This is a genomic window from Methanosaeta sp. UBA458 (assembly GCF_002496085.1).
GTDB classification, from domain to species: Archaea; Halobacteriota; Methanosarcinia; order Methanotrichales; family Methanotrichaceae; genus Methanothrix; species Methanothrix soehngenii.
Genome location: NZ_DAIK01000136.1, coordinates 39521 through 59475, shown reverse-complemented (window position 1 = coordinate 59475; position 19955 = coordinate 39521). Strand labels below are relative to the sequence as shown.

General features: G+C 50.1%; 26 protein-coding genes. 9 read left to right on the top strand and 17 right to left on the bottom strand.

Annotated features, from left to right (window positions below; translation table 11 throughout):
- Positions 1-113 precede the first annotated feature (113 nt).
- On the top strand, positions 114-431 hold the full coding sequence (locus BP822_RS10125; RefSeq protein WP_013719267.1) for a DUF1646 family protein: 318 nt from the start codon (positions 114-116) through the stop codon (positions 429-431).
- A 412-nt stretch (positions 432-843) separates the two neighbouring features.
- Here the strand turns inward: BP822_RS10125 and BP822_RS10120 are convergent, their stop codons facing one another.
- The 13 genes from BP822_RS10120 to BP822_RS10060 all read right to left on the bottom strand — a co-directional run bounded on the left by BP822_RS10120 (position 844) and on the right by BP822_RS10060 (position 10397).
- Positions 844-2565 (bottom strand): Na(+)/H(+) antiporter subunit D, encoded by a 1722-nt coding sequence (locus BP822_RS10120; RefSeq protein ID WP_273272314.1) that lies wholly within the window; start codon positions 2563-2565, stop codon positions 844-846.
- 5 nt (positions 2566-2570) lie between these two features.
- Positions 2571-2885: a hypothetical protein gene (locus BP822_RS10115; protein ID WP_048132048.1), complete on the bottom strand. Its 315-nt coding sequence runs from the start codon at positions 2883-2885 to the stop codon at positions 2571-2573.
- Positions 2886-2928: 43 nt separating this feature from the next.
- Entirely contained in the window at positions 2929-3090 is a 162-nt protein-coding gene (locus BP822_RS10110; protein ID WP_157863711.1) for a hypothetical protein, read from the bottom strand.
- Between the two features lie 34 nt (positions 3091-3124).
- Positions 3125-4354 (bottom strand): hypothetical protein, encoded by a 1230-nt coding sequence (locus BP822_RS10105; protein WP_286878224.1) that lies wholly within the window; start codon positions 4352-4354, stop codon positions 3125-3127.
- Between the two features lie 137 nt (positions 4355-4491).
- Complete coding sequence (locus tag BP822_RS10100; protein WP_273270809.1) at positions 4492-5874, bottom strand: monovalent cation/H+ antiporter subunit D family protein; 1383 nt, start codon at positions 5872-5874, stop codon at positions 4492-4494.
- Positions 5875-5993: 119 nt separating this feature from the next.
- Positions 5994-7514 carry a monovalent cation/H+ antiporter subunit D family protein gene (locus tag BP822_RS10095; protein WP_273270811.1) on the bottom strand — a complete coding sequence of 507 codons (1521 nt, stop codon included), beginning with the start codon at positions 7512-7514 and terminating at the stop codon, positions 5994-5996.
- Positions 7515-7522: 8 nt separating this feature from the next.
- Complete coding sequence (locus BP822_RS10090; RefSeq protein ID WP_273270812.1) at positions 7523-7951, bottom strand: sodium:proton antiporter; 429 nt, start codon at positions 7949-7951, stop codon at positions 7523-7525.
- Positions 7948-8433, bottom strand: coding sequence for an MnhB domain-containing protein (locus BP822_RS10085; RefSeq protein WP_052297537.1), 486 nt, complete (start codon positions 8431-8433; stop codon positions 7948-7950). Before BP822_RS10085 ends, BP822_RS10090 begins: the two co-directional genes overlap by 4 nt.
- Positions 8430-9029, bottom strand: a complete 600-nt coding sequence (gene mbhE, locus BP822_RS10080) for a hydrogen gas-evolving membrane-bound hydrogenase subunit E (protein WP_273270813.1) — start codon at positions 9027-9029, stop codon at positions 8430-8432. The genes BP822_RS10085 and mbhE overlap by 4 nt, the downstream gene beginning before the upstream one ends.
- Complete coding sequence (locus tag BP822_RS10075; RefSeq protein ID WP_048132057.1) at positions 9026-9271, bottom strand: Na(+)/H(+) antiporter subunit B; 246 nt, start codon at positions 9269-9271, stop codon at positions 9026-9028. The genes mbhE and BP822_RS10075 overlap by 4 nt, the downstream gene beginning before the upstream one ends.
- A gap of 13 nt (positions 9272-9284) precedes the next feature.
- Complete coding sequence (locus BP822_RS10070) at positions 9285-9809, bottom strand: Na+/H+ antiporter subunit E (protein WP_013719273.1); 525 nt, start codon at positions 9807-9809, stop codon at positions 9285-9287.
- A gap of 16 nt (positions 9810-9825) precedes the next feature.
- Positions 9826-10140 (bottom strand): monovalent cation/H(+) antiporter subunit G, encoded by a 315-nt coding sequence (mnhG, locus tag BP822_RS10065; RefSeq protein ID WP_048132059.1) that lies wholly within the window; start codon positions 10138-10140, stop codon positions 9826-9828.
- Positions 10128-10397: a monovalent cation/H+ antiporter complex subunit F gene (locus tag BP822_RS10060; protein WP_013719274.1), complete on the bottom strand. Its 270-nt coding sequence runs from the start codon at positions 10395-10397 to the stop codon at positions 10128-10130. The genes mnhG and BP822_RS10060 overlap by 13 nt, the downstream gene beginning before the upstream one ends.
- A gap of 542 nt (positions 10398-10939) precedes the next feature.
- Here BP822_RS10060 and BP822_RS10055 point away from each other — a divergent pair.
- Entirely contained in the window at positions 10940-11272 is a 333-nt protein-coding gene (locus BP822_RS10055; RefSeq protein WP_162145006.1) for a hypothetical protein, read from the top strand.
- 99 nt (positions 11273-11371) lie between these two features.
- On the opposite strand, the gene BP822_RS10050 is transcribed toward BP822_RS10055, so the two are convergent.
- A complete protein-coding gene (locus BP822_RS10050) occupies positions 11372-11620 on the bottom strand; it encodes a hypothetical protein (RefSeq protein WP_013719277.1) in 249 nt (82 codons plus the stop codon).
- Positions 11621-11634: 14 nt separating this feature from the next.
- Entirely contained in the window at positions 11635-12195 is a 561-nt protein-coding gene (locus tag BP822_RS10045) for a hypothetical protein (RefSeq protein ID WP_013719278.1), read from the bottom strand.
- Positions 12196-12322: 127 nt separating this feature from the next.
- On the opposite strand from BP822_RS10045, the gene nikR reads away from it, so the two are divergent.
- A complete protein-coding gene (nikR, locus tag BP822_RS10040) occupies positions 12323-12745 on the top strand; it encodes a nickel-responsive transcriptional regulator NikR (protein WP_048132064.1) in 423 nt (140 codons plus the stop codon).
- 45 nt (positions 12746-12790) lie between these two features.
- Positions 12791-13471: a fibrillarin-like rRNA/tRNA 2'-O-methyltransferase gene (locus BP822_RS10035; RefSeq protein WP_013719280.1), complete on the top strand. Its 681-nt coding sequence runs from the start codon at positions 12791-12793 to the stop codon at positions 13469-13471.
- 25 nt (positions 13472-13496) lie between these two features.
- Here BP822_RS10035 and BP822_RS10030 read toward each other — a convergent pair whose 3' ends face one another.
- Complete coding sequence (locus BP822_RS10030; protein WP_013719281.1) at positions 13497-14270, bottom strand: S26 family signal peptidase; 774 nt, start codon at positions 14268-14270, stop codon at positions 13497-13499.
- 32 nt (positions 14271-14302) lie between these two features.
- Between BP822_RS10030 and BP822_RS10025 the strand changes: the two genes are divergently transcribed.
- The 3 genes from BP822_RS10025 (at position 14303) to BP822_RS10015 (ending at position 17132) form a co-directional block, all read left to right on the top strand.
- Positions 14303-15925, top strand: coding sequence for a DNA-directed DNA polymerase II small subunit (locus tag BP822_RS10025; protein WP_013719282.1), 1623 nt, complete (start codon positions 14303-14305; stop codon positions 15923-15925).
- Positions 15926-16194: 269 nt separating this feature from the next.
- Positions 16195-16584 (top strand): hypothetical protein, encoded by a 390-nt coding sequence (locus BP822_RS10020; protein ID WP_157863714.1) that lies wholly within the window; start codon positions 16195-16197, stop codon positions 16582-16584.
- Between the two features lie 239 nt (positions 16585-16823).
- A complete protein-coding gene (locus BP822_RS10015; protein WP_273270998.1) occupies positions 16824-17132 on the top strand; it encodes a hypothetical protein in 309 nt (102 codons plus the stop codon).
- A gap of 79 nt (positions 17133-17211) precedes the next feature.
- Here the strand turns inward: BP822_RS10015 and thiC are convergent, their stop codons facing one another.
- Positions 17212-18501: a phosphomethylpyrimidine synthase ThiC gene (gene thiC, locus BP822_RS10010; protein WP_013719285.1), complete on the bottom strand. Its 1290-nt coding sequence runs from the start codon at positions 18499-18501 to the stop codon at positions 17212-17214.
- Positions 18502-18554: 53 nt separating this feature from the next.
- Here thiC and BP822_RS10005 point away from each other — a divergent pair, with 53 nt between their 5' ends.
- Together BP822_RS10005 and BP822_RS10000 are read left to right on the top strand one after the other, a co-directional pair.
- The gene (locus BP822_RS10005; RefSeq protein ID WP_276620073.1) at positions 18555-19193 is read left to right on the top strand and encodes an MBL fold metallo-hydrolase; all 639 of its coding nucleotides are present in this window, start codon (positions 18555-18557) and stop codon (positions 19191-19193) included.
- A 19-nt stretch (positions 19194-19212) separates the two neighbouring features.
- On the top strand, positions 19213-19955 hold a 743-nt coding region (locus tag BP822_RS10000; RefSeq protein WP_286878223.1), incomplete at its 3' end, for an aspartate aminotransferase family protein.

The window sequence follows — 19955 nt, the reverse complement described above, 5'->3', positions numbered from 1 at the left end:
CTTTAGGCCGGAGTAGTTTACCAAAACCATTTAATATGGAGAATGTATAACAAAGGCCTGATCTATGATATCGAAAATTGGGCTGAATTGGCCTGTAATGGAGATATGACGGCATGCGAAGGATGTTTTCAATTTGGGCCGAGGGCTCTTTTTTAAAGGGGACTTCTCTCAAAGCGTTGCTCACTGCAATCGTAGCTGTGCTAGGGCTCTTTGCATGGACCATTTCACCCGTATTGGCATTCTTGGCACTATTTGGTGCAGTCGGACTCCTGCCCATTGAACGCAGGGTGCGCACAAGCTTAGCAATAATCGGATGCATTTCAATAGTTATAGGCGCAGCCCTGGCAACGATGGATTTTCCTCTCTCCCAGATAGCCGCGCTCAAGCTGATGGGCTCGCCAGTTCAAGCGGCCGTCTCCGGGGGTCTTTGATCCAATCTTATTTAATAGAATGGTCAACAGGTTCCCCTGATTCTTCACCTGATTACGGTTGCTTCATCCTGCCCCCCCATTCCATAAAAGGATGATGATAAAAATAACCCAAACAATCAGCATGCTTAACCCAAGCGATGCTCCTGCAAACACTAATCCCTCATCAGCATCCATATCCTCTCAGTCCCCTAAATAACAGCATCTATTACCGTGGTTACATATATCCACAGGGTAATGAGTGCCATCAGGATATAACCAAGTGATTGAACTCGCATACTATCACCATTGAAACTTATAGTTACTTATATTAGATAGCTCTTCGGCTCAGCTCTCTTCTTTGCTCTGCCTTCATTTCATCGATCCTATAGTAGTATCTCCGCTATATCGCATACTCATTCCTCCTTCGCTGAGACTAAGAGAAAATCCACTGGTATAGCAACTCCACGATCAAGTAGAACGCCAGGAATAAGAGCGCCAGCATCACAGATACTCCAATAAATACTCTCTCTTCCTTTTCTTCTCCTAATAGAGAGAAATCAGCAGCTATCCTCTTGACATTGCCGTCCATCCAGTTTGAGAAGCTCGTCAAAGGCCCCTTTACGAACCATATAAACTTCCCCCCAGCAAGTCTCAATGGCCAGTCTGTATCGAGGCTAATTGTCCTCCCCTCTGGAGGATATATTCCTGAGGTTATGAGAAGGAAGAACGCAAATGAAGCGAATAACAGCAGTTGAAGTGATTCTATAACATGGGGTGCTGTGTACGCATCGAAATCAACGGGGTAGGGGAGAAGCTGGTATAGAGGATACGGATACAGGCCTATGAAGATGCATAAGAATGCCATTATCCCCATGCCGAATAGCATATTGAGTGGTGGATCCTTTACCCGCAGGCCTGAGTCTTGGCCAAAGAAGGTGAAGAATGGAACCTTTATGCCTGCGTGTTCGAAAACGCCTGCGGAGGCAAGCTGCAAGAGAACATAGACTATTGCCAGACCCCCAAATGCAGATGCTTGAACGACCATCGCTTTGGTCACAAAACCGGAAAAAAGAGGAAATGCCGAAATTGATGCCGCTCCCACTAAACAGAAAATGGTAGTTAACGGCATGGTCTTATATAATCCGCCAAGGTCGGTGATCTTTGCAGTTCCCGTCCTAAAAAGCACGCTTCCCACGCTCATAAAGAGCAGTGACTTATAGATGATATGGGCAAAAGCGTGAGAAGTCGCGCCATTGAGGGAAAGAGCTGTGCCCATTCCTATGCCGCATAGCATGAAACCCACCTGGTTGATGAGGCTATAGGAGAGAACCCTCCTCAAGTTATTCTCCAGGACGGCATAAAATATAGGATATATAACCATAATTGCCCCCAGCCACATCAAAGGCCCAAAACCAGTGAAACCCCTCGCTAAAACATACACGGCGGACTTGGTTGTAAAGATGCTCAAATATACAGATCCCGTAACAGTTGACTCGGGATAAGCATCAGGTAGCCAGGCATGCAGCGGAGGAACGCCAGCATTTATAATAAACCCTAAGAAGATTAACATAGCAGCCAGATAAGTACTGCCCGAATTCCAGCCAATGGCATCAAAGGTTATTGAGCCAGTGCTGGCTATATATATGACAATTCCTGCCAGAAGGATTATGCCTCCAGCAATGTGCCACATGATATATCTAAACCCGGCACTATGCGCGTTCTCCGTCGCACCATGCCAGATAACGAGCATGGACGCGACCGACATTATCTCCCAGAAGAAATATAAGGTTATTAAGTCACCGGCAAAGACTACTCCCAGCGCACTTCCCGCATATACTAGCTGGCACATATGTTCGCTGCTACTTTTTACATGAAGCGAATAGATCATGACCGGGACGGAGGCCAGGCTAAATGCCAATGCGAATAGAAAGCTCAGTTTATCCACTCTTCCGAAGACGAGATCATATCCCAAGAATGGCAGATGCCATGAAGAGAAGGGAATTTCTCCAAACACTCCCGTATACATGAGTATTACGTCTATTAGCGCTGCTAAGGGAGGAATAATTAAATATGCCTGCTTCCACTTACCTTTGAAGAGCGGTATGAGCAACGCTCCTATGATCAGTATAAATCCAGGATGCAACCAGCCGATCATCAGCTTCACACCCCCTTCTTCTTATAATAGTCCTCATCTTTCGAGAGCCAAAGACGCAATCCCTTGGCGGCATAGATGAGGAAGGTGAATGCAGAGAAACCGAATATAGCATAAAATGCCGTCACTTCTTGCCATGCGAACTCGACGGGCCACTGAACAAATAAGCCAGCTATTACCATTATTATGAGGGAGAACGCAACGATTGTGAGGAATAGGTTCCCGTGCCGGTGACGTGGCTCAGCGGTCCCGAGAAAGAGAAATACATATCCAATAATGCCCAATATGGCGAGAACTGCGAGTAATAAATCCACTTTCATCATCTCCTCATCTTGGATATAATTGATCCCTCATTTCCAATAATTATCATAACATACCCATAGCTACTGATATCACGAATGCAGAGAATAACAGCGTCACAACTAGCAAGGCCCAGCCGAGCATCTCCGAGGGAAAGCCGTAATAGGTATGCCAAAAGTACTCGCTTCTCGCCCTCGTTTCCCTCTCTTCTTCTGCGGTATTTTCCATCGATCTCTCTCCTGACATCCCATCATCATCTCTCTTATCTTACTTTTATCAGCCAGACATCTTCCTTTCCTGCGCCATAAGACTCGGTGACGCCGGTTATGATATAGCCACCATCCCGCGTCTCCTGCACGGAATTTCCCCAGTCATTGCGGGTGCCGCCAAACGTCTCATTCCACAGCTCAATCCCCTCTGAATCGGTTTTTATCAACCATACACGCCCAATATTGTCAGAGTTGAACAGCCGGGAATAGCTACCAACATTGTCGATAGTTGTGGTGTTATAACCGGTGACGATATACCCGCCATCTCTCGTCTGCTGCACAGAAGCACCGGAGTCAAAATTGCTCCCCCCAAAGGTTCTATCCCATTCTCGGTCTCCCTTCGGGTCGGTCTTTATTAGCCAGACATCTCCTTTTCCCGCACCAAAGGACTCTGTTAAGCCAGCAATGATATACCCGCCATCTTCCGTTTCCTGCACTGACAAACCCAAATCCCGGTTAGGTCCACCGAAGGTTTTGAGCCAATCCCAATGCAGCTTCGAATTGGTCTTTATCAGCCATACATCCTCTTTGCCGGATCCAGAAGACGGTGTGTAACCTGTAATGATATAGCCGCCGTCTTTGGTCAGCCCGATCGATGCGGCCTCTGAATCCGCTCTGCCCGTGGCCATATCCAGCTGCTTGTTTCCTTGCGAATCGATCTTGATGATCCAGGCCTTCTTGCCATTGGTAAATGACGTGTAACCTGCTATGATGTACCCATCATCATTGGTTTGCTGCACTGAGAACCCCAAATCCTCGCCGGATCCTCCAAAGGTTCGATCCCACAAGACATTCCCCTTTGCATCGGTCTTTATAATCCATAAGTCATAACTGCCGATAATCCAAAAGGACTTCTTTCCTCCCACGATGATGTACCCCTCATCCTTAGTTTGCTGGACGAAAAAGCCCAGATCTTTTCCCAGGCCGCCGTATGTTCTATCCCATTCCTTTTGTCCCTCCGCATCCGTTTTTATCAGCCAGAGATCTCCCCTGTGCTGGACTTTGATAAGCCAGGAAAATGGTGCATCGGCGCCATAAGAGGAGGTATAGCCGGTAATGATGTAGCCGCCATCCTTGGTTTGCTGGCCATAGGTGCCCACATCGTCACTGGAGCCGCCATAGGTTCTGTTCCATTCCTCTTGAGGAATTGGGCCGCTGAGGGATGTGTTAAGCTGGCCGGAAGTCATAGTATCGGGATTGGCTGATGCTAAGCATATCGCCATCCACAGCACAATCACAAATCTCCCTATAATCATGCATCCCCCTTATGTCCGAATCGATGCATTCTCCATATTTTCTATCATCAATCCCAATATATCTGCCTATAATTATCATTCTGATGCTGTCTTGGATTATTCTTTCATACACCTCCGAACAGCTCTGATATAGCCATTTTTGCCAAATCATATATATAGAACATATTTGGATATATGAAAAATATTAGGGAAAAAATTGCAGTTATTGTCAAGGGGACGACCACCAACGGTGGTGCCTCCTTCATCTTTTCTTCTCCAAATACGCTGATATCCTCAGCAGGTTTCTTGAAGAACGCTGTCAGTATTATAGGAAAGAAATAAACAATATCCAGCAAAGAGCTTATCAGGATAACTGCTAAGAATATCATCCCATATGGAGAGCCCACTGCCCATGCTCCCAGGCAGAGATACAATTTGCTGATAAATCCGCAAACGGGGGGGATTCCTGCCATGCCTATGGCTGCTATGCTGAATGCGAGCATGGTCAGGGGCATCCTCTTCCCTATTCCCGCCATCTCGCTTATTCTCGTCTTACCTGTAGCCACCAATATGGCACCGGCACAAAGGAAGAGGGTTATCTTCATGTATCCGTGGAAGGGGATATGCAGCATCGCCCCTTGCATGCTGTCTCTGGTCAGCAATGCCGCACCCAAGATTATGTAGGATAACTGGCTTATGGTGGAGTAGGCTAGCCTCCTCTTGAGGTTGTCCTGGGTGATGGCGAAGAAGGAGGCAACGATCATGGTGAAGCCGGCAATGCCTGCCAGGATCAGCCAAAGCCCCAGCTCCTGCATCAGGTCCATACCTATGACGTAGCCTACTATGCGCACGATTCCAAAGACTCCCGCCTTGACCACAGCCACGGCGTGCAGTAGCGCGCTCACGGGCGAAGGTGCAATCATCGCCGAGGGCAGCCAGGAATGAAAGGGCATCCACGCCGCCTTCATAAATCCTAGAAGGAAGGCGAAGAATAGCACGGTTACTACCAGTGGTGAGGCATCAGCGAGTTGCCTTATCCCGCTGGGGGTAAAATCCGTAGTGCCTGCCAGGTAATAAGTGATCATGATGCCGAAAAGGAGGAAGGCGCCTGCTGGCATCAGATAGGCCAGGTACTTATGCCCTGCCCGCAGTGCCTCCGGCGTCTGCTCATGAATCACCAGTGGGTAGGTAGAGACTGTTATTATCTCAAAAAATATGAACAGAGTAACCAAATTTGCCGATAACGCAACACCCACCGCACCCATTATGGCAAAGCAGAATGAGAAGTAGTATCTAGTTTGAGCATGCTCCTTGAGCGTTCGCATATATCCTATGGAGTAAATGGAGACCAGCACCCAGAGGGAGGATGCAGTTATGGCGAAGATTTCGCCAAAGGCATCAACCTTGAATCCAATATAGATATCCTTGAACATCGACTGGAATAAGATGAGTTTTATCGTCTCTCCTTTCACGATCAGTGGTGCCATGGACAGAACGAGCAGGAACATCGCTAAGCTTGCGGCTATTGTCCAAGCCTCTCTTATGTTGGGATGATTCCGGGATGGCAGAATTAAAGCGGCCGCGATCGCTGGGCACAGGATGGCAAAAAGCGGCGTCATTAGCTCCATTAGAGCGTCACCCCCATTCTCAGATTCGATAATATGTGATTAATCAAAGGCATAGGAATATTTGTGAGCCAGATGATGCCCATTATGATACAAAGGGACGCCAGGATCAGTATCGGTGCAACCATAGAGAGCGGGAGAGATTTGCCCGTTTCTCTGACCTCTGCCGCATTCTCTGTCCCCTTGTGCTTCACAAAGTACATTTGATCAATCACCCTCCAAAAATATACCAGGTTGAGGAGGCCGCTTAGCAGCAATACGGCCACGAAGGGGTATTGTGCGGCATCCAGGGAGGCAACGATCAAGAAAAGCTTGGATGCGAATCCCGCAGTAAGCGGAATTCCTATCATCGAGAGTGCGGCAATAGTAAAGGCTGCACAGACATGCGGCATCTTTTTCCCGAGGCCCTCAAAGTCCCTTATGTCCCTCAGTCCCTCTTGCTGACTGATAGCGCCGGCGCACATGAAGAGACAGCCTTTCCCTATGGCATGATTTAGTATGTGAGCCGCAACGCCAACCAGCCCCCAAGGAGATAAGGGAGACAGCCCCAACCCCAAGAGTATATACCCCATTTGTGATACCGAGGAGTAGGCGAGCATTCTCTTCAGATTTCTCTGCTTAATGGCCCAAATTGAACCGGCCAATATGGCTATCGCCGCAACCCAGCATATCAACAAATCTAGACCGATATAATGTCTAATGAAATCCAATGTAAAGACGGAGTAAAACATCCTAAGAAGCATGTAAAACATGACCTTCACATGCACTGAAGCCATCATTGAGCTTATAGTGGACGGCGCATAGGTATACACATCGGGCTGCCATAAATGAAGAGGGAAAATATATGCCTTTATCATAACACCCACAACAATCATGGCAAAGCCCATTTGAACTGCTCTACTGTCATATACGAGTGGAAGCAAAAGCCTCATATCAGCGAAATTGAGGGTGCCCGTGACGGAATAAATCCAACCAACGCCAAAGATGTATAAGACTGCACCGATGGAACCCATTATCACATAATTATAAGCCGGCCGCAATGCTCTTCCACCGGCCACAGCTATCAATGCATATGCGGTCAAGGACGCAATCTCCAACCATATGAACATGTTGAACAGGTCGCCAGTAACGGTTATTCCGTACATCCCGGCAGCCATGAGCTGGACAAGGGTATAGAAGGTGACATGCTTTCTTTCCTCTATCTCATGCCGTACGTTACCACGAGAATATATTAATCCTAATATAACTATTGATATAACTATGATCAGCAGGTAGGCATTCATCGCATCTACAACGTACTCAATGCCCCAGGGCGGCCTCCACCCCCCCAGCCAGTAGCGGATGGGTCCCACTGTAAGGACATGATCCAATATGAATAGAGACATGATGAGGAAGACCGAGTTCATGGCCAAAGACATGAAGAAGGGCAGCCTCCTGCTCGTGTATCCAGCAAGCAGCATAGTAAAGCCACAAAACAATGCCAGTCCGACTATGAGCACGGGGAAATGTTCAACTGGATACATTTCTCACATCACCCCCCCACTCGCTCAAATTCCTTCTCTTTCTCTATTATCTCGTCCTCTTCTATGGTCCCATACTTTTGATATATTCTTATCACAATGGCTAGGGCGACTGCGGTTGTGGCTGCGCTCACCACAATTCCCGTCAGCATCAGCACATTAGGCAGCGGATTAACGTATATGTAGCCTTTCTCTGCTGCTTGTTCCCATAAAATGGGCGGAGTTCCCGTTTTCAATCCCCAGGTGGTTAAAATATTCCGCCCCACATCTCCAAGGGATACAAACCAAAGGAACATAGCCGTCTGAAATATGCTTAAGCCGATGAGCTTTTTAAGCAAGTTCTCCTTTACTATCGTTGCAGTAAGGCCTATGATGATGATGAGCATGGCAATCCAGAAATTATATTTTTCGAGGACGTGTTGAATTAGCCATTCCATCATCCTTCATCACCGTCCATCTCATCATCCTCTTTCATAGACAGGTCGAAATATTGAGAGACGAATGACGCCATCACCGTCAATCCAATCCCCACAGAGATCATGTATGCTATTAGAAACCCCCTAGCTCCTGCTATGCCTGTAAATTCCGTCACAGGCCAAAATGCGGGCATATTAAGCCACTGCGCAGTGGCGAGGCTGAAAAGGATACACAACCAACCGGCACCATTATACAGGAACAAGCCGAAGCTCTTGAAGAAAACATTCACTGACTCGGGCATTTTTTCTCTGCCTTTGTCCGTGCCAAAGACGGTTATGTAAAGGATGAATCCTGTGGCGAGTATTGTCCCACCTTGAAATCCGCCTCCAGTCCCACCCGTCCCCATCATAACATAGAGCCCAAATAACAAGATAAAAGGGAACATCAGACTCGCCGTCACCTCAATTACGACATCCCTTTTATATGCCCTCTTCTCCTGGGTCATAGTCTCCCTCGCCTCCTCAGCAGCAATATAACGCCAATAGCGCCGGTGAGGATGACGGTCTCCTCGCCCATTGTATCGTAACCTCTGTAATCAGCAAGCCCGGCAGTCACGATGTTTATGGTGGCCGTCTCCTCTTCAGTCAGTTCATTGATCCTAACCGGAAAATTATATCTGTAGACGGTCAAATTTCTATTTTCTTCTTTAATAAAATAATATCGTATAGGTTCATTATAAAATATCTCGCCTTCATTGATAAGAACATCCCAACCCCCTTCTGAGAGCCGACCCCCCTCGAACGATCCCTTTTCGCTCCACTCGATCCTGTAATTCCCCTCTTCCAGGGTTGGATAATTCTCCTCTTTATTAAATCCCATATCTTCTATTTTGATTTTGATTTGCAAAGGAAGAATGCCTGCATTTAAGCTCTCCACCAGGCCATCGGCATCAACGTTGAAAAGCTTCACATATTTATTAACAGGAGAATTCTCATCACCGAAAGCTGGCAGGTCCTCGACCACATATATCGACAAGGCAATCAAGAGGATGGCGGTAATGAATCCCGATATCGTCAGTGGTTTCATTGCGGATGGTTTCATTTCTTCTCCCACCTCGGCACTCTCGATAAACAGGCCATCATTAGGGCAGTCGAGGCACCGGCACCTACTGCCGCCTCGGTAAATGCTACATCGCATGAGCCCATCTGCAGCCAAACATTGGCCATAATAAAGCTATAAGCGCCCATCAGGACGATGGCAGCCAAAAGGTCCTTTACCCATAACGCTGCCACGGCAATAATAAGAAGGAATAACAGTAACAATAAGTCAATAGGAAGTATCATTTCTTTGCCTCCTTTATTCCTCCATAAAGACATGACCCACTTTTTTTTGCATGGTCTGGTCTACGGTAAGAGATTCTGCAGGCTCTTTGGCAATGGCATGCACTATGTATCTCCCTTTCTCAGGCTCGATATCTATGGTTATTGTCCCTGGAGTCAATGTGATGGAGTTTGCAAATGTGACTAGGGCGAAGTCGCTTCTCAGAGTTGTATCAAATTCTATGATTCTGGGGTCTACCGGCAGAATGCCCAAGACACGTTTTGTCACATCAATAGTGGCCAGATAAATTTGCCATAACTCCCATCCGATATAAGGAATTAATCTTCGTATCTTCAAGAGCACATTCTCGCCTCGGCTGGGCACGAAGATCTCGTAGGTGAGGAATGAGACAATCAATGCTGCCAATATACCTCTTGACGATACTTTTAAGAGATCGTAGGGTTCGAGAAGATAAACGGTCCAGGCAGATAGGAGCATCCAGAATGCGAACATGACGCAAAAAGTCAGGGCAATTGAGAAGGCCATGCTTTCTTTTTTCATAGCTGTCATCTCTCCATCACATCCTCTTGTCGCCCTTCCTCCAAACCGGCAAGCCGCTAGCATATGCAGCTTTCATCAAGGCATGCGTACCTGTAGGACCGACCAACAGGTAAAAAGCCGACACGAAGATCAGTTTAATCGTGATAAAGCTCAATCCTTCATAGGTCATGCAACCTACTATTATGAGGATCTGTCCAAGTGTGTCGCATTTTCCCGTAGCATGCAACCTGGTATAGAAATCAGGAAACCTCAACAGCCCCGCTGTTCCAATTATCATGAAGAAGGCTCCTGCCGCCAAAAACATTGTAGCTACCAAGTCTATCGCAAGCATAGTTCTCCTCTTTCTGCATATTTGGCGATAATTATCGTTCCAATAAATGCAATTACAGCATACATGAGTGCAATGTCGATGAATTCCGGTCTTTCGATGATATAGCCCACCACGATCAAGAGCACAATCGCCTTCGTGCCTATCACATTCGCAGCAACGATACGGTTGAACGTCCCCGGTCCATAGATAGCTCTGTACGAGCACACTAGAATTGTGCTCGCTATTATAATTCCAACGACAAGAAATGGGATAATCATCACTGATAATGTTGATAATACTTATATATGTAGTTTTCGAAGCCGTGTTCGACGATATGTATATTCTTAATTGGAAATATATATAGATTCGACGAGTCTCTGCGAACAATTATCTGCACTTAGTCAATAATTTATCGTGTCAATTGAAACTAAATTAATTTACTAGCTCAGTGAGATGATGATCCTTGTAAATATTGAATTTAGGAATATAGATTTAATGATAATAACAGTGTAATTGATAAGTCGCCTGAGTTAATGCATATCGACTCGTAGATGTGAGTTCGGAGTCTATCGAATCCCTGGTCGCGCACAGGAGTGGCTGAAAACCGCCAACATACGAGATGGTGAATATTGCTGGAAGAAATATACCTTTTGCTACTGCTTTCAGGCGATGATTTCAGCAGACGTCACCTGCAACCAAACGCACAACATGATAATTATCTTTTTGTTTTTGATAAATTCAACGAGATTGGCGAAAACTTCTTAATTAATAAATGTTATTGATCATGATTGGAGTAAATAGCATGGAGATCTTGCATTTAGTGAGGTCTAAGACTTCACATTCTCAAGACGAGCTGATCGCTAGGGCGGCCAGATCCTGGGACCCTGAGTTTCCTGGACGGATGGAGCTTCCTCGCAAATATGCCGCGGTATGCAGGGAGACCATAGTACTCGCCAAATCTAAACAAAAAGATCCCAAAGAGGTGTTGCCCGAAGTCTGCCGGATCAGGGGAATAGATGAATCAGAGGCTATTGAAGCGCTGGATGCTCTGGCTTTAAGCATCGATGAGGAAACTTATCCCTCCAGGAGGAAACAAGGGATGCAAGCTGCAATAACCTCAAAAACCAAAGACCTCTTGGCGCGCTTGAGGTGATGCGAGAGGATTCCGACATGGAGAACTACATTTGCATATAGCAGCGATCACTTAAAATAAATCTTATTGAATAAATATAGAAGAATGTTATCTGCGGCATTAGCGATCTTTTCTGGAGTGCCTTAAACCAGGTGTAGTAATATACCACCTTCCCTTCTTGCCTTTCAGGAACTCCATGGATGCCGCATAGTCTTCAAAGTAATGAGCTTCTCCACTATCCAAATTTATCACAGAGATCCTCCTTTCCATGACGAATCCCTTCTGTTCCAGCAAATCCTCGACCTCCTGGCGCAGCTTGCTCTTCTTTTTGATCAGGAGATGCTCTTTCTCAGGACTGCAGTCTGGCATCGCCGCCGCATCCCTCATATACGGGCGGGCCTGGCCAACTCCAAAGCCCACCTTATGTACTCTGCCGCAGGAAACTCATGCACAGTGGTGACCACAATGAGACCCTCTCCGTGCCTGGCCATGACCAGAATGGCCCTGCCCTTATCGTCCTTTATCACCGTCTCGAAGCCCTCTCCTGGAATGAGGTAGCCGTCGCACTCCGGGTTGGTGGTGCAGATCAGGCAGGAGCAATCCCCCTCAGAGGGATTGACACTCTGAGTGCTCATTTCGCACTTGTATTTCAAGGGGAGAGGTAGCCAATCAAAGTCATGCTCCGGGACCAGGGGGCCGAACACCGTCAGCACCCCGCCATTCATGACAAAGCGTTCTATATTCGATTTCATCCTCTCCAGACCGGGAAGGATCTGGGAATAATCCGGATTGGCAAAGCCGGAGGGAATCATCACCATCTTGTACTGGGGCAAAAATGGGCTTCCCAGGATGTTTGGCGACAGGAACTGGTAGCTGGCCCCTACATCCTGGAAGAGCTTCTCGAAGAGCAGAGTCCTCTGGCCGATGAGTGCGATGTCTGGCATATGCCATTATCTTAGCCAGGCAAGGGGAAAATCTTTATGGTTCCCATGGTTTAATATCTCTGCAATTATGATTTTGCTCCATAAAGCTTATTACTAAATATCACCTGTATTTTAAACGCGATTATACATGGAACAGGAATTAATGAGGATAGGCGTCTCGCTACCTGAAAAGCTTCTTTCCAGGTTCGACGAGATAATATTGAAGCGCGGCTACTCCTCGCGCTCCGAGGGTATAAGGGATGCAATCAGAAACTACATCGTCCACTACGAATGGATGAGCGACGTGCAGGGGGAGAGAGTAGGGGTCATCACCCTGGTCTATTCCCATTCCCAAAGGGGCTTGGTGGAGAATCTGACTGAGATCCAGCATGATTCGGGCGATATCATCCAGTCCAGCCTCCATGTCCATCTGGACCACGACAACTGCCTGGAGGTGATTGTCTTGCGGGGAGAGGGCAAGGACGTGAGAGTGGCGGCGGAGAAGATGATGTCCCTGAAGGGTGTGAAGCATGTCAAACTGACCACCACCTCCATGGGAAAGGAGCTGTAGGCTCTGCATCGAGAAGTTGGCACCCAAGAGAAAAGCAATATCCCGATGCCACCGGAAGAGATTGCTCCAGGGATATATATCCTGCATGAAAGGGATGGTGCGCGGCTAGCGACGAGATCGTCCGATCCCGTGCCCGTTTACGGCGAACGCATCCACAATGGATATCGCCTCTGGGACCCATATCGCTCGAAGCTCGCCGCCCTCATCCTGAAGGGAAAATGGCAGACTCTCCCCTTGAAGAGCAACTCCCGGGTACTCTACCTGGGAGCATCCACTGGCACCACCGTCAGCCACGTGGCGGATATTGTCTCAGAAGGCCTGGTCTATGCGGTGGAGTTCTCGGCCCGCTCCATGCGCGACCTGGTCCGGCTGTGCGAGAGACGCAAAAACATCATTCCCATCCTCGCCGATGCGGCAAAGCCGGAGGAGTATGCTCCTCTCCTGGAACCGGTGGATCTGGTCTACCAGGATGTAGCTCAGAAGAATCAGGCCCAGATCGCCTCTCTCAACTGCGCGAGGTACCTGGGCCAGGGAGGCGAGCTGTGTCTCATGCTCAAGAGCCGCTCGGTGGACACGACCGCCCCGCCTCAAGCAGTTCTCCAGTCAGAGCTAAAAAAGCTGGAAGGGCTGGAGCTTATTAAGATCATGAACCTGGAGCCATTCCACCTGGACCACTGGGCGGTGCGGGCCAGGTGGAATCCGGGCCCATCAGAAGAGGGCCATTGATACCCGGATATTATATTTATTTTATTTAACCGATTATCTTGTGAATCTCATCAGAGATTATATTGGGCAGCAGCCTGACGTAGCCCACCAATGGTATCTTCACCCTGGCCACCCCTATGACCCACTCATCCTTCACCGGGGTCAGATAGCTGATCCCATCTCCCACAAAGGTTCCATTCTCGGTCTGGTAAAGGAGCAGGCCGGTGTTCTTGTCCAGATACACGTCATCGCCCACCCGCATGATATCATCGCGATGCTGATCGAAGTACGACATATTTGCCATGCCCAGGGTCTGGCCTGCCATCTGGTCGATGACCTCATTATGATCCCCTTTGGTGATATAGCCAGCAAACGGCGCTCCAGGCCCTCCCTCCCACATCGGCTCATTCTCCTCCACGTGATATAGAGCACGATGGATTATGGGTATGGCCTTGCCCTGGCCGGGAGGCATTCCCAGGACCATTTTGAGCTGGTCGAAGAGGTTCAGGCTCTCCTTGCCATAAGGCCGATAGAGGATGACGTCCCCAGGATTGTTGAATGCAGTGTAGTTCATCTTTTCTCCCTCATCCCAGGGAATCACCTCGGTGCGGCTTGCCCCCTGAACGAGGATAATATCTCCCACATTGAGATTGGGCACCATGCTTCCCGACTCCACAGCCACCATAGGCGTCCAGAGGCCCAGAGTTATCTGGGAGAGGAGGGATATGGCTCCCACCACCACTACAACGAAAATTATATCTTTGGCCAGCTGGGGGATAGGCAGACTGTCAAACCATTCTCCGATCTTCATCAGCCACATTTATCAGTTGGTACATTCTTATACTCCTTTCGATGCTGCAGATATCCCCCAAGTCGGCCAAGAGCGTTCCAGCCCAGGGCAGGGAGACTGTGCAGAGGTTCGCCGAACAGGGCTACCAGCTGGAGCCGGAGGCCCTTGAGGCCATATGCCGCTATCAGGGCAGCCAGGAAGAGCTCTTCCGGCGCATAATCGGCAGCATAGATAGATCCCTGGCGGTGATCGGAATGCAGCACATCAACGGCCTCATCCAGTCCTCTCCAAAAAATGGAATTGGTCATGCCGCATCCACCACCCCCATCCAGAGAAGGAGCACCCACATCCTGCCAGCTTCATCCAGAACTCCTTCCCGTCCATCCTTCCCTTCCGCCTCCAGGACCCCGCCCTCCTCGATCGAACCATCAGCATCTGAGATCACCTTGGACTCAGCGCCCTCCGATCCTCATACCCAGGGCTCTGCTCAATTGAGCTGCGACATAACCGGGCGGTCGACTTGTGTAGGCGAGTACGATGATTTCGTCTGCTACTTTCGGGACAGATATGCAAAGATCAGAGAGATCCTCTCCCGCCGGATCAACTCCCGGCCGATAGAGTCCTTGAGCAAGAGTACATCGGGCAGGGAGGTCTCTCTAATCGGCATGGTCCTTGATATCAGAAATACCTCCAAAGGCAACCGGGTGATAGAGCTGGAGGATCCCACCGGGATGATAGTGGCGGTCATCCAAAAGGATGGGGAGGCCTATGAGGAGTCGGGGCAGATAATTCCGGATGAGGTCATTGGAGTCACGGGCATTTCAGACGGTAATGGAAGGATCTTCGTCAAATCGCTGCTCTGGCCTGATATGCCCAATCAGACCGCCTCCCTGGAGAAAGGTAGCGGCCATGCCATACTCATATCCGATCTTCATGTGGGGAGCAAGTATTTCATGGATGAGGCCTGGCAGAGGTTCTCCGACTGGCTGAACGGAGAAGCGGATGATCCCAGTGGGCTTGCCTCCCAGGTGGAATACCTGGTGATCGCCGGAGACCTGGTGGACGGGATTGGAATTTATCCTGGCCAGCAGAACGATCTGGCGATAATGGATATCTATTCCCAGTACGAGGCGGCTGCAGGGCTGCTAAATGCCATAAGAAGCGACATCAAGATCATCATCTCCCCGGGCAATCACGATATAGTGCGCCAGGCGGAACCCCAGCCCGCTCTCCCTCCCGAGGTGCAGAAATACTTCCGACCTGATATGCTCTTCGTGGGCAATCCCGCTTGGGTTACATTGAGCGGCATATCGGTGTTGATCTACCATGGCCGGAGCATAGACGATCTCGTCCTCCGCCTGCCCGGAATCGCCTATGCCAACCCAGAGAAGGCGATGATAGAGATGCTGAGAAGAAGGCACCTCTCCCCAATCTATGGCAGCCGGGTGTCTATCGCACCGGAGAACGAGGATCATTATGTCATCTCCCATCCCCCGGCAATTCTCCATTGCGGGCACGTCCATACCGTGGGAATCGCCCGCTATAAAGGAGTGGCAGCGATAAACAGTGGCACTTGGCAGTCGCAGACTGATTTTCAGAAGAAGATGAACATTCAGCCGGTTTGTGCAGTGGCGCCAATGGTAGACCTGGCCACATTAAAGGTTCGAAAGCTAATATTCGCCTGATTCATCTTTATAAACACAACAAAAAAATTTTTATAGTAATAGAGAGAGTAGTATATCCGGCGAATACGATCATAGGTAGGAGGAATACGAATATGGCGGAATAAATCACCGGGCAATGAGTGCTCCTCAAACTGCAGGTACAATCGTTGGCGGTTAGTATCTCTTACCAAAAAAGATAAATATTATAGAGAGAAATTGTATCGATATCAAACAACGAAAGGGGTGAAATTATTAGACAGAAGGGTGTTATTTTAGTGCTGGCCATAGCTATGCTGTCAATACCTGCATTTGCACAGGGCATGGGCGGCAGTGGCAGCATAGATATCTTCGGAAAGAACGGCGTGATATTCCAGACAGAAGGTTCAGCATACCTTTTCCCGGAATTTCAGGATACCAATGCGGATACGATGGTAATCGGAAATGACAGAGCAATGGCCTTTGGAGTGCCATGGCACAGGGCTCCCGTAACTTTGGCTACCAATAACCTGGAGGTCATAAAGAACCAAGACACTGGTGACTGTGAATGCTGCGAGGAAGAATGCCAGGACTGCTGCATCAAGGTCAATATAGACCAGATCAAGATCGGCAATAGAGACGCTCTTGCATTCGGATTTGCCTCCGCCACCAACAACGTCAAGGTGATAGCCAACCAGCAGTGATATCAAGCCAGTCGAATCAGACAGGATTGGACATGAAGATTTCAAGGAGACCCGCCGATGCAATAAAAGCGGGTCTTCTAATAGTTTTTCTCTTATCGGGCCCAGTCTTAGCCGGGCAGAGCCAAGACAGGCCCATCACCTCATGTGAGATCTCAAATCACCTTGATCAAACGCCAACCGATGCCTTCATCGGCCCAAGAACAGATTCCATTCTGCTCTCACAACCCAGAGAGATGCTCATGCCAGATATGGCTGCTTTAACCGCAAAACTGGAAAATCTATCCGCAGCCTACGCCCAGAGGCAAGGGGAGCTTTTTCCCAACAGCCTCCAGAAGAGCAGCAGCAATTGCAGCGATCCGGATCTCAGCGGCCAGGATATAGGCCTTGAGGGCCAGCTTCGAAACCGCCTGGACATAAGAGTATCGGGAATATCCGTTCGCGCCATCAACACCGTGGAAGGGGGGAAGGCCACCGCCACCTCCAACATAATCATCGAGCCGGTGCAGATCATCCAGCTCCCTTGCCAAGCAGCAGATAAGCTGAGATGATCAAGGGCCGCTAAAGATTATGGGGAGAAGGGGTCCAGAAGATCACGACAGTGTCCCGACAAGAGCCGGGATGGCTGTATCAGGCACGCTTCGGATCCTTATCCCTCTCTTTCTCCATCGCCTCTTTTGCCAGCCGGATGGCACACAGCTCAGAGCACATGGTGCAGGTGTCGGTCTCCAATCCTCGCCTGTGTCTGATCTGCTTAGCTCTTGCCGGATTTATCGCCGCCTGGAACTGGCCATCCCAGTCCAGAGCGGCTCGCGCCCGGGACATCTGCAGATCCCAGGATCTAGCTCTTTCTCGCACCCCCGGCCGGGTGAGGTCGGCTGCATGGGCAGCGATCCGGGTGACATAGGTTCCCTCGATCACGTCCTCTCTATTGGGCAGGTCGAGGTGCTCGGAGGGGGTTGTGGCACAGAGGAAGTCCGCTCCCGCCATGCCAGCGATCACGCCACCCATGGCAGCGGTGATATGGTCGTACCCGGGGGCGACGTCCGTCACCAGGGGTCCGAGAAGGTATAAGGGCGCTCCGCCGGTCAAATGCTTCATCGCCCTCACACTGGTCTCGATCTCATCCGCGGGCACATGCCCCGGCCCCTCCACCATGGCCTGCACTCCCGCAGCTCGCGCCCTTTTAACCAGCTCACCGAGCATGATGAACTCCATGTACTTGGCCCGGTCAGATGCATCCTCGATGCACCCTGGCCGCAGACCGTCGCCCAGCGAGAGGGTCAATTCATACTCCCTAGCTATCTCCAGCAGGTAGTCGAACTCCTGATAGTAGGGATTCTCCTCTCCAGTATCGGCGATATATTTCATGGTCAAAGAGCCGCCCCGGCTCACCAGCCCCATCAGTCGAGGGTCCTGCCTGAGCCGCTCCAGGGATATCTTGTTCACCCCGGCATGAACGGTGACGAAGTCCACCCCATCTCGAGCATGTCGCTCCAGGGCATCAAACATCCCCTGGCTGGTCAGCTCCTGTTTGACGGCGGCCTGGTAGATGGGCACTGTGCCCAGAGGCACCTTCACTGCTGCCAAGATCTTCTTGCGCACCAGGTCCAGGTCACCTCCAGTGGACAGGTCCATCACAGCATCCGCTCCCGCCTCAGATGCAGCCAGAGCCTTTTCCACCTCTACCTCCGCGGAGTCGAGGTTCTGGGATGTGCCCAGGTTGACATTCACTTTAACGGCTAGCATCTCCCCTATGCCTGCCGGATCCAGCCCCTCGCGGCGGACATTTCCCGGGATGACCACCCTGCCCGCGGCCACCAGCCGGGCCAGCTTTGCCGGATCTATTCCCTCTTTTCTTGCCACCCGTTCGATACTTTGGGGCACGCGCCCACTGCTTGCCTCTTCCATCAGGGTCATTGTTACCAACTAATATATTGTAGGAGCAACTTTCTCGCTGCAGGTGTTTATCAATGGTTGAAGTGCATAAGGTTAGCGGTGCCGCCTTCGATGGCAATGTCTACCTGGTCTTGGATGAGAAGCCCATTCTGGTGGACGCGGGCATGATGGCAGGGCCGACCTTAAAGAACATCAAGAAATTCATCGATCCAGCCAAGATCGAGCTGATCGTCCTCACTCACTGCCATCACGATCACTCCGGTGCCGCTCCCGCCCTTAAGGAGGCGACAGGAGCACGCCTGATGCTGAGCGAGAAGGAGGTGGGCTGCATAGGAGATGAGCTGGCATCGGTTGCATACCTCTTCGGCCAGCAGGCCCCGGAGTACAAAGTGGACGAGACCCTGAAAGAGGGGATGGTCCTGGATATTGGGGAATGGAAGCTGGAGGTCATGGAGACCCCAGGGCACTCCACCGGAAGCCTGTGTCTTTATGAGCGAACGGAAAAGGTGCTATTCTCCGGAGATACAGTATTCCCTGACGGTAACATCGGCCGGACGGATATGTTCGGCGGAAGCACCGACGAATTGGTCCGCTCCATCCAGAGGCTGACAGAGCTGGATGTCAAGGTTATGTATCCCGGCCATATGGATATAACCAGCCGAGATGTCAATCGCCAGATTCAAATGAGCCTGAGGTTTGCCAAGAGCATCTAGCGGGATGGGTGTCAATCTCATGACAGACAAGAAAGATCTAGTGAAAAGGGAATCCGAATCCATATTCCAGACCTACGGCCGCCAGGACGTGCTCCTCGTCAAGGGAAGCGGTGCTCATGTTTGGGACTGCGAAGGCAGGGAATACCTGGACTTCGTCGCCGGCATAGCGGTGAACAGCATAGGCCACTGCCATCCGAAGTTGGTGGAGACGGTCAGCCGCCAGGCTGCAGCTCTCATCCACACCTCCAACCTCTACTACACCGAAAACCAGGTCCTTTTAGCGGAAGAGCTGAAGGGGCTCACCGGCATGGACCGGGCATACTTCTGCAACTCTGGAGCGGAGAGCATAGAAGCGGCGCTCAAGCTCGTCCGCCGGGCAACGGGCAGGGCGAAGATCGTGGCGGCGGAGAGGGCCTTTCACGGTCGCACCCTGGGGTCCCTTGGCCTAACACATAAAGCCGCTTATAGGGAGCCGTTCCGGCCGCTGAGGGAAGCGGAGTTCGTCCCCTACAACGATAGCGAGGCTATGAAGGCAGCCGTCACCTCCGAGACCGGAGCGGTGTTCCTGGAGCCGGTACAGGGCGAGGCAGGGGTCTATGTGCCGGACGGGGATTATCTAAAGACAGCGCGGGATATATGCGATGACCGGGGGGCTCTATTCATCCTGGATGAGGTGCAGACCGGATTTGGACGGACCGGCAGGTGGTTTGCCAAGGAGCACTCCGGGGTTGTCCCTGATATCATCTGCCTGGCCAAGGCCAT

What these genes read in the sequence shown, in the direction of transcription:
- BP822_RS10125 (WP_013719267.1), top strand. Translation starts at nt 114, where the DNA reads ATGCGAAGGATGTTTTCAATTTGGGCCGAGGGCTCTTTTTTAAAGGGG.
- BP822_RS10020 (WP_157863714.1), top strand. Translation starts at nt 16,195, where the DNA reads ATGCTGTCAATACCTGCATTTGCACAGGGCATGGGCGGCAGTGGCAGC.
- thiC (WP_013719285.1), bottom strand. Translation starts at nt 18,501, where the DNA reads ATGACCCTGATGGAAGAGGCAAGCAGTGGGCGCGTGCCCCAAAGTATC.
- nikR (WP_048132064.1), top strand. Translation starts at nt 12,323, where the DNA reads ATGGAACAGGAATTAATGAGGATAGGCGTCTCGCTACCTGAAAAGCTT.
- BP822_RS10095 (WP_273270811.1), bottom strand. Translation starts at nt 7,514, where the DNA reads ATGTATCCAGTTGAACATTTCCCCGTGCTCATAGTCGGACTGGCATTG.
- BP822_RS10050 (WP_013719277.1), bottom strand. Translation starts at nt 11,620, where the DNA reads ATGCCAGACTGCAGTCCTGAGAAAGAGCATCTCCTGATCAAAAAGAAG.
- BP822_RS10110 (WP_157863711.1), bottom strand. Translation starts at nt 3,090, where the DNA reads ATGGAAAATACCGCAGAAGAAGAGAGGGAAACGAGGGCGAGAAGCGAG.
- BP822_RS10090 (WP_273270812.1), bottom strand. Translation starts at nt 7,951, where the DNA reads ATGATGGAATGGCTAATTCAACACGTCCTCGAAAAATATAATTTCTGG.
- BP822_RS10005 (WP_276620073.1), top strand. Translation starts at nt 18,555, where the DNA reads ATGGTTGAAGTGCATAAGGTTAGCGGTGCCGCCTTCGATGGCAATGTC.
- mnhG (WP_048132059.1), bottom strand. Translation starts at nt 10,140, where the DNA reads ATGCTTGCGATAGACTTGGTAGCTACAATGTTTTTGGCGGCAGGAGCC.
- BP822_RS10070 (WP_013719273.1), bottom strand. Translation starts at nt 9,809, where the DNA reads ATGAAAAAAGAAAGCATGGCCTTCTCAATTGCCCTGACTTTTTGCGTC.
- BP822_RS10120 (WP_273272314.1), bottom strand. Translation starts at nt 2,565, where the DNA reads ATGATCGGCTGGTTGCATCCTGGATTTATACTGATCATAGGAGCGTTG.
- BP822_RS10045 (WP_013719278.1), bottom strand. Translation starts at nt 12,195, where the DNA reads ATGCCAGACATCGCACTCATCGGCCAGAGGACTCTGCTCTTCGAGAAG.
- BP822_RS10085 (WP_052297537.1), bottom strand. Translation starts at nt 8,433, where the DNA reads ATGACCCAGGAGAAGAGGGCATATAAAAGGGATGTCGTAATTGAGGTG.
- BP822_RS10115 (WP_048132048.1), bottom strand. Translation starts at nt 2,885, where the DNA reads ATGATGAAAGTGGATTTATTACTCGCAGTTCTCGCCATATTGGGCATT.
- BP822_RS10035 (WP_013719280.1), top strand. Translation starts at nt 12,791, where the DNA reads ATGCCACCGGAAGAGATTGCTCCAGGGATATATATCCTGCATGAAAGG.
- BP822_RS10100 (WP_273270809.1), bottom strand. Translation starts at nt 5,874, where the DNA reads ATGTTCCTGCTCGTTCTGTCCATGGCACCACTGATCGTGAAAGGAGAG.
- mbhE (WP_273270813.1), bottom strand. Translation starts at nt 9,029, where the DNA reads ATGAAACCATCCGCAATGAAACCACTGACGATATCGGGATTCATTACC.
- BP822_RS10105 (WP_286878224.1), bottom strand. Translation starts at nt 4,354, where the DNA reads ATGGCGATATGCTTAGCATCAGCCAATCCCGATACTATGACTTCCGGC.
- BP822_RS10015 (WP_273270998.1), top strand. Translation starts at nt 16,824, where the DNA reads ATGCCAGATATGGCTGCTTTAACCGCAAAACTGGAAAATCTATCCGCA.
- BP822_RS10075 (WP_048132057.1), bottom strand. Translation starts at nt 9,271, where the DNA reads ATGATACTTCCTATTGACTTATTGTTACTGTTATTCCTTCTTATTATT.
- BP822_RS10030 (WP_013719281.1), bottom strand. Translation starts at nt 14,270, where the DNA reads ATGTGGCTGATGAAGATCGGAGAATGGTTTGACAGTCTGCCTATCCCC.
- BP822_RS10060 (WP_013719274.1), bottom strand. Translation starts at nt 10,397, where the DNA reads ATGATTATCCCATTTCTTGTCGTTGGAATTATAATAGCGAGCACAATT.
- BP822_RS10025 (WP_013719282.1), top strand. Translation starts at nt 14,303, where the DNA reads ATGCTGCAGATATCCCCCAAGTCGGCCAAGAGCGTTCCAGCCCAGGGC.